The 6477-nt window shown below is 71.8% G+C and carries 6 protein-coding genes; 1 reads left to right on the top strand and 5 read right to left on the bottom strand.

Annotated elements, in window-relative coordinates; genetic code table 11:
* Nucleotides 1–1341: vWA domain-containing protein (locus DVH02_RS34370; protein WP_147286215.1), on the bottom strand; the 1341-nt coding region annotated here is incomplete at its 3' end.
* A gap of 458 nt (nt 1342–1799) precedes the next feature.
* Nucleotides 1800–2429: a helix-turn-helix transcriptional regulator gene (locus DVH02_RS34365; protein WP_114627738.1), complete on the bottom strand. Its 630-nt coding sequence runs from the start codon at nt 2427–2429 to the stop codon at nt 1800–1802.
* Between the two features lie 215 nt (nt 2430–2644).
* Here DVH02_RS34365 and DVH02_RS34360 point away from each other — a divergent pair, with 215 nt between their 5' ends.
* Nucleotides 2645–4036: a COG1470 family protein gene (locus DVH02_RS34360; protein WP_114627737.1), complete on the top strand. Its 1392-nt coding sequence runs from the start codon at nt 2645–2647 to the stop codon at nt 4034–4036.
* Between the two features lie 112 nt (nt 4037–4148).
* On the opposite strand, the gene DVH02_RS34355 is transcribed toward DVH02_RS34360, so the two are convergent.
* The 3 genes from DVH02_RS34355 to DVH02_RS34350 form a co-directional block, all read right to left on the bottom strand.
* Nucleotides 4149–4982 (bottom strand): eCIS core domain-containing protein, encoded by an 834-nt coding sequence (locus tag DVH02_RS34355; protein WP_114627739.1) that lies wholly within the window; start codon nt 4980–4982, stop codon nt 4149–4151.
* A 408-nt stretch (nt 4983–5390) separates the two neighbouring features.
* A complete protein-coding gene (locus DVH02_RS35820; RefSeq protein WP_199566526.1) occupies nt 5391–5561 on the bottom strand; it encodes a hypothetical protein in 171 nt (56 codons plus the stop codon).
* A gap of 119 nt (nt 5562–5680) precedes the next feature.
* Entirely contained in the window at nt 5681–6223 is a 543-nt protein-coding gene (locus tag DVH02_RS34350; RefSeq protein ID WP_114627736.1) for an excalibur calcium-binding domain-containing protein, read from the bottom strand.
* Nucleotides 6224–6477: the final 254 nt, after the last annotated feature.

Raw genomic sequence — 6477 nt, 5'->3', positions numbered from 1 at the left:
GCCGGTGGGCAGGGCACGCAGGACCTCGGCCCACGCGCCCTGCCCGCCGACCCGGATCTGACGCAGACCATCGACATCGACGTCAATGACGTCGGAGCCCCGGTGGTCACCGTGGACAACCGTACGGTGCGCACCCTCAGCCCCGACGGCGTCCGCGTCTCGTACACGGCCACCGCCGAGGACGCCGTCGGGGCTGAGGGTGCGCACCGTACGGTTGTCCACGGTGACCACCGGGGCTCCGACGTCATTGACGTCGATGTCGATGGTCTGCGTCAGATCCGGGTCGGCGGGCAGGGCGCGTGGGCCGAGGTCCTGCGTGCCCTGCCCACCGGCCCCCAGCAGGAACTGGACCGTGCAGGTCAGCCGGGTGCCCTGCGGAGCGTCCTCGGCGAGGTGGATCGTCTCGTCGAACGCGGCGACCTTGCCGCTCTCGACGGTCCGGGTGGGCGGGTCGAGGGTCACGGTGAGGGCGGGGTCGCACGCGTCCAGTTGGTGGCCGACGGTGATGGGCAGATCGCGCAGCCCCTCCAGGATGGCCGCCACGACCGCGTTCTCGTCGACGCCTTCGACCATTTTGCCGTTGGTCTCCCTGATGACCCGGGTGGCCTGGTCGGGGTCGATGCGGGGGTCTTCTATCTGGCCAGGGATGCCTGCGTAGCCCGTACCGTTGAGCCCGTCGCCGATCGCGGTCTCGATGTCCACGCCCACGACCCTGATCCCGGCGTTCCGCAACGCGAGGATCGTGTCGTCGAGCGTGTGTTCCATGCTCGGGTTGTGACTGGAGGCGTCACCGATCAGCACGATGAGCGGGCTCGCGTCCTCGCGGAAGACCGTCTGGCCACCGCTGCCGTGGGCGATCTCCCACAGCCCGTTGATCCAGTCCTCCGCCGGGCCCTGACTGCCCTGTCCGCGTTCCCAGGTGAGCTTGTCGACACCTTGCTTCACCGCGTCGAGATCGCCGGTCAGCCCTTGCAGGACCGTGTAGACCTCGCCGCGGTCCGCGTCGACCTCCTGGTCGCCGTACGTGGCCACGGCGAAGCGTGAGTCGGGCTGTGCGGCGAGGACCGCGTCGGTGATCCTGGGAAGGTCCGTCTTGAGGTCCTGGATCGACCCTTCCATGCTCAAGGTGCCGTCCACCAGCAGGACGATGTCCGGCTTCGGCGGGATCACCGGCGTCAGCACCTGCTTGGCCACCGGCAGGCTCGCGCCAGGGTCGAGCCGCTCCGTCACCACCGCGGGCGTCACCGGGTTCTCGGGGTCGGGCGGTGCGACGGCGGAGCTGGGCACGCTGCCCGCCACGAGCAGCAGCAACGCGAAGGGCAGGACACGCAGGGTGGACATCAGCCGCTTCCCGCGCGCCCGAAGTACCGGCGCCCGCCGTACCCACGGCGGGCTCACCCACGCCCGGCGCACCCACGCCCGGCGCACCCACGCCCGGCGTACCCCGGAACCCAGCCAGGACTGTTGTAGCCTCCGGGACCACCGCACGGAATCCTCCCCCGATCACCGGCACGCGGTCCCTCACCATCCCCCGCTCGCGCTCCCCCGTCAGGGGAGCGCGAGTCAGTCCTGTGGGAATCGAACTCTGCCCTTTCGAGCACCCGCCCGCTCCTGACTCCGCGCGATCTTCCGCGTGTTCCGCGGACCGGTCGGTGTGCGGATCATGAGTGGAATGTGCGGCGGATATGTGCGAGTGGTGCGGGTCGTGCCGGTCGTGTGCGTCATGTGCGTTGTCGCGCTCCGTGCGAGTTCCGCGTGGTCCGTCGAACGGGAATCGGGCCCCGCGTTCCTGATCGGTCTCAGATCAGCCCCTGCCGCAACGCGTAGGCCACCGCGTGTGAGCGATTCCTTAATTGGAGCCTGGTCATGACCGCGTGCAGCACGTTTTTAATCGTGCGTTCGGAGTAGGCGAGCTTGGTCGCTATCTCCGCCGTGTCGTACCCCTCGGCGACCAGTCGCAGTACATCCATCTCGCGCGACGAAAGGCCGGTGAAGTGCAGTCCGCGCGGTCCGAGCACCTGGCCCTGCAATCGGCCCACCTGCTCCAACAGCCTGCCGAGCAGGTCGGCCGGCACATGCCCCTCGCCCTTCGCCACGGAGACGATGACCCGCACCAGATGGTCCGGGGTCGCCTCCGACCGCCTGACCACACCGGCGACGCCGCACTCCGCGGCGCTGACCAGCTTCTGTTCGTCGATCTCGGTCGCCACCAGCACACCGCGGGCGCTGCCACTGCGCTGAATGGAGCGCAGCATCCGCAGGGCCTCCTCGTCTATGACGTCCACCACCACCACGACCACCTGGGGCGTGGGTTCGTTCTCGTCCGAGCCGGTCAGCGTCACCTCCGGTCTGGTCCGCAATTGGCTGGCCACCCCCGCCTGCGAGATTGGATCCTGCGCGCGCAAACCGACAATTGTGCGTTCTGTCATGAAATTCCCCCTCCGCAAATGCGAACCGATCACGTCATCGCGGGCCTTATAGGGCCAGGCGACACGCGCCCCTGTCGCCTTACGTATCGGCAGTTACTCCTTTCCCATCTCGCGGTGGTGCGAAATCCGGCCCCGACCGCCGGGCACGACTTCTGCCCGAAAGTGTTCCTGTCCGGCCGGTGTTCGCGGGAAAGCGCGGACCTAGCGTGCGTCCTATGAGTGTTACGGCCAGCCTCGACGTCGCATCCGTCACCGCCGAGCCGGGCGGGGATACGGATGTCCCCTTACAGATCCTCAACTCCAGCAGCACCGTCGAGGAATACCGCTTCGAGGTCATCGGAGCGTGTGCGCCCTGGGCGACGGTGGAACCCCCGGCTCTCTCCCTCTATCCGGGAGCCTCCGGCACCGTGCGGCTGCGGCTGCGCCCGCCGCGCGACGCGTCGGTGGCCGCGGGGGAGACACCCTTCGGCATCCGGGTGGTGCCGACGAGCGACCCCGAAGGGACGGTGGTGCCCGAGGGAACGGTCGCCGTCGCGCCGTTCACCGAGGTGACCGCCGAGCTGGTGCCGCGCGGATCCAGCGGCGCCCGGCGCGGCCGACACCAGCTCGCCGTGGACAACCGGGGCAACGCGCCCGTGACCGTGCGGCTGTCCGGCCACACCGGCACCGAACGGGCCCGGGTGGAGTTCGGGACCCCCGAGCTGGTGATCCCGCCCGGCCACGCCGACTTCGCGAAGGTGTCGGTGCGGCCCGGACGGCGGGTGTGGCGCGGCACTCCGGTCACGCACACGTTCCAGACCTTCGTGGCGCCGGTGGTGGCGGAGGATCAGGAACCGTACGAGCCCGTGACGTCGGACGGTTCGTACGAGCAACAGCCGATCCTGCCCCGCTGGTTGCCGCGCGCCCTCGTCCTCGCGGCGGTCGCGGTGATCGCGCTGGCCGGTCTCTGGTACGCGCTGCTGCGCCCGGCGGTGAAGTCGGCGGCCAGGGAGGCGATCACCCCGGAGGCGATCGCCTCCGCCGTCGAGAAGACCGCGTCCCCGTCCGGCGGCGCGGCGAACGGCGGTGCGGGCAACGGGGGTTCGGGGAGCGGGGGAGCGAACAGCGGATCGTCGAACGGGGCCGACGGCGGTGCGGACGGCGGCGGTACGGGCGGAGACGGAGGCGCGTCGAACGGCTCCGGCTCCGGCGGTACGACCACCGGCCGGGGTACGGCCGCGGGCGGCGCGGGCGTACCGACCAGCGCGCGCGTCGAGGTCAGGGACACCGTCGGCGGCTCACCGAGCACCGGATCCGCCTACAAGGTGCCGGGCGGCAGCCTCTTCGAACTCACCGACATCGTCGTCCAGAACCCGCAGGGCGACGCCGGTACGCTCATCGTCTCCAGTCAGGACGCCCCCATCCTGCGGCTGGCCCTGGAGAACTTCCGCGACTCCGACTACCACTTCGTCACCCCGATCCAGGTGCCGGCCGGAGGGGAGATCACCATGACCGTCGACTGCCGCGAGGTGGGCAAACCCGTCAAGGCCCCGACACCGACGCGCTGTTCACAGTCGCTGCTGCTGGGCGGCACCCTGCGTCCTGACATGGAGTCGTCCGACTCGTAACCCGTCAGGTGACATGGGCGGCGGCGGGGCGGGCCCGAAGACCGTGCGGACGGCGCGGGGGCCGCCGGGGAACACTCCCCGGCGGCCCCTCTCCCGTCCGTACGCCGCACGCTCAACCGGCTCCGGCGTCCTCTTCCTCCTCCTCGGCCCCCTCCTCCGCCCGCTGGACGAAGGAGCCCTGCACCTCGGCCGGTTCCTCGTCCTCGTCCTCGGCGGACTCGCGCTGGACCGACTGCGCGGAGTGCCCGGACGGGGGCGCCGCGGCCGGTGCCGGGTCCGCCGTCCGCACCGGGTCGGGCACCGGCGCCGGGCCGGGATCGGCCAGCACCCGGTCGGCGTTGGCGACCGCCTCCCGCTCGAAGCGGTCGGACGGATCGCTCACGCGGATGCCGCCCGGCGCCTCCGACCCCTCGACCGGGCCGCTGCGCTGCTGCACCACATGGGTCAGCTCGTGCGCCAGCGTGGTGCGCCCGGCGGGCGAGGCCGGATCGTAGCGGTCGCGCTGGAAGACCAGGTGGTTGCCGACGGTGTAGGCGTGCGCTCCGACGCCCTTCGCGGACTCGTGCGCCGCCGAGTCGGTGTGCACCCGTACGTCGGAGAAGTCGGCGCCCATCCGGCCCTCCATGTCCGTACGGGTGTCGGTGTCCAGGGGCGAGCCGCCGCCGGAGACCACGTCGTGCACGGGGGAGCGCTCCTCCGTCGCGGGCTCCGGTGCCTCCTCGGCCGCCTCCCGGCTGAGCACAGAACGGGCGGCGCTGTTGCCCACCGAGCGTTGCAGGCTGCGCATCCCGGCCGTCCCGACCACGTCGGACCGGCCCGCCGCGGCGGCCCGGAACAACTGCGTGGTCCCTGCCGTGTCCCGGGCCCCCTCGGTCCTCGCGGACCGGAAGGACTCGTCGTGCTCATGCTCGTGGTCGGGTTCGTGGTGCCTCTCGTGTGCCCGCATCTGCGTCTCCTCCGGACCGTGCCGCTCACCCTGTTCCGGTCGTACCTCGCCGTCTCCCACCTTGGGGCCGGCCGCCGCGGGCCGTCCAGCCTGCGGCTCCACGGGGCAGGGGCATCGCGCCCTGCCTCATGGGGCAGCCGGTGCCGTTCGTGAGGGCCATCGGCGGACAGGAGCGCGGTGCTGCGCGGCGCCGACAGCGGGTGGGGGGACACGGCCGGTGAACGTGGTGACGAGCGAGAGGACCCGGAAGGTGGCGGCTTGCGGGCTTCCCGAAGAGCGGCGCCAGGAACACGGCGCCGACAGGAGGCGGCGACCGTATGCGCGGGATTTCACCGGTGGCCGGGGCGTCCGCGCACCGGACATCTCATGAAAAATGCGGGAAAGGGGCGGCCCGACCCGACCGCGTGGTTACGCGGCCTTGTCGACGTCGTCGTGCAGGGCCGCGGCCCACTCCAGGAGGAGTACTTCGTACGCCTCCGCGGGCCACGTCCCGTCGGCCGCGTCGACAAGCGCGCGGATCCGCTCATTGGCCGCGGCGGCACTGGTGGCCGGGCCCGAGGATGCGGAAGAAGAGGACATACGACCACCCTAGGGCCGGGGGAGTGCGCCGGCGGCCGTTCGGGGAGCGTCCTTGCTCACACTTACCCCCCGCGACCGCCCGTATCCGTCCCGTACGGCCCCGGCCCGTCGCGGTACGGCTACTCGCAGCCGACTCCGTCGCCGTCGCGGTCGAGGTGCTTTCCGTACCCCGGATCCCCGGCGTGCACGGGTGCGGCACCGGCGGCACGGGCCGCGTCGCAGTTCTTGTAGTAGACGGACCCGCCGCCACCCCCGCCACTGCCACCACTCGTGCCGCTGCCGCTGTCGATCGCGGGTGCCACGGTCACCTTGACGGTCTTCGTCTCGGTCACCGTCGGAGCCGGTTCGGGTTTGGCTGTGACGGTCTCGGTGACCGCGGGCTCGGGCGCGGCGGTCCGGGTGGTCGTCGCGGTGACGGTCGCCGCCGGAGCCGCTTTCGCGCTGGCGGCCTGCTCCGTCCGGGCCGGATCGTCGGCCGAGCCGATGCCGGCGCCGACGAGGAGCAGGAGTCCGGCGGCCGGGAGCAGAACGCGCTTGCGCGTCCACTTCGGCCGCCCCCCGGGCGGTGTGGGCGGGGCGTACGGGTTCGGGCCGGCGTAGGGCGGCTGGCCCCAGGGCGGACTGCCCCAGGGCGGCGGCTGCGGTGGCGGAGTGTGCGACATGGTTCCCCCCGAGGTGATTCGTGAGCGATGACCGTAACGAGCGATGTAGGGGGAGTGTCACAGCTATGTGCGTACGGTAATCAAGTCGTGACCAAAGAGTGGAGACGGTGATGCGGGGAGGCGAGGAGGCGGGCTGCGCGGCCCGTGTGGCCCCGACCGCGCGACGTGCGCGCGACGTGCGCGCGAGGTGTGCGCGACGTGCGCGCGAGGTGTGCGCGGCCGGGCGCGCGCAGGCCCCCGCCGTGCACGGCGGG

The sequence above is a fragment of the Streptomyces corynorhini genome (assembly GCF_003346515.1).
GTDB lineage: Bacteria > Actinomycetota > Actinomycetes > Streptomycetales > Streptomycetaceae > Streptomyces > Streptomyces corynorhini.
Note: the sequence above shows the minus strand (reverse complement) of the source record. Positions and strands in the feature narration are given on the sequence as shown.